Annotated in this window: 2 protein-coding genes; both read right to left on the bottom strand. The window is 45.7% G+C overall.

The window, feature by feature from the left end; genetic code table 11:
- A partial coding sequence (locus R7P69_RS24710; RefSeq protein ID WP_318121755.1) for a hypothetical protein occupies positions 1 to 1,041 on the bottom strand: 1,041 nt, incomplete at its 3' end.
- The coding region (locus R7P69_RS24715) for an energy transducer TonB (protein ID WP_318121756.1) at positions 1,038 to 1,323 on the bottom strand (286 nt) is incomplete at its 5' end. The genes R7P69_RS24710 and R7P69_RS24715, both read right to left, overlap by 4 nt.

The raw sequence follows: 1,323 nt of genomic DNA on the forward strand, positions 1-1,323 counted from the left end.
GTAGTAGGCTCTGGTTTTGATGAGCGCGACGTCAGCATTACGACCTTTTACCTTATCCAAAGCAGCCAATGCTTGTTGGTAATGGCCTTGTTGAACAAGTAGCTGAGAGTAGTTCCAGTAGTATTTAGAATCCAACTTCGCGGCAATTCGCCAACTATCGATGGATTTATCCCACTCTTTTGCCATCTGCCAATAGGTCGCCTGCTGAGCTTTTAACTGGCTATCGACGTTGAGGTCTTCCAACTGCTCCATAATTAAAGCAGCACGCTCTGGGATTCCACGTTTCGCATAAAGCTGTGCCAGCAGTTTAAAATCATCTTGACTGAGCGCGACACCTTGTAGCTTGGCTAAAGCCATTGAATCTAGTGCGCGTTTGCTGTCATCGACACGTAAGTGCAAAGCGACGAGCTGACGCCACCATTCAACTCGTTCAGGCTCAATTGCAATCAAACGTTTGATGGTGACAATAGCAGGCTGCCACTTTTTGAGTTCCAGTTCAGACGAAAGCTTAATCGACAATGGACCGAGTTCATCTGGCTGACCAAACTTCTCGTAGCGACCCATCGCTGATAACACTTTATTCCATTGGCTCAACTGGTAATGCGATTGTGCGATGCGCAGCCAAACTTCATGAGCTTTCTGGTTTTTAGGTACGGCTTTACTCAATTCGTAATAGTGCGGCAAGGCTTTAGCAAACTGTTGTTCGTTCAACAAAATATCCGCTAGCATTTTACGTGTTTGCCACGCTTGCTCGTCTTGCAATAAACCGCTGCTTACCGCGAAATCCAGTTGCTTGATAGCAGGCTTAACTTGCTCATTCTGCCAATAAAAAATACCAAGCATACGAGCAACAAACGCTTGATCGTAGCCACGCGATAGGTCTAACGATTCGAGAGTTGAGATCGCTTCTTTAAGCTTCTCTTCTTGAGCTAGGCTGTGCGCACGCTGCACTCTAGATGCGGTGTACTGGCTAAGCTCTTGAGCTATCGCACTGGCTGCGGTCAAACTAAGCAGCGTTGTGATTAAGAATTTCTTCATCATTTGCCTAATTTGAACTCCACTTTTGCGGTTTGTCCGAACTGCTCAATCGACACACCATTTTCAACTTTGGGTTGGTATTTCCACTTCTTCAACGCGCTAATGGCTTCTTTTTCAAACATACGCTTTGGCTCTGCATCGATCACTTCAATGTCTTTTGGACGACCTGTCGTGTCAATCGTAAAGCGCATGATCACATAGCCTTCAACCTTGCGTTTTAATGCTTTACTTGGGTAACGAGGTTCAACTTTATACAGCGGTAACGCTTGTTGATTGCCCATGGTT

The sequence above is a fragment of the Vibrio sp. 661 genome, assembly GCF_033339315.1.
In the GTDB taxonomy this organism is placed as follows: domain Bacteria; phylum Pseudomonadota; class Gammaproteobacteria; order Enterobacterales; family Vibrionaceae; genus Vibrio; species Vibrio alginolyticus.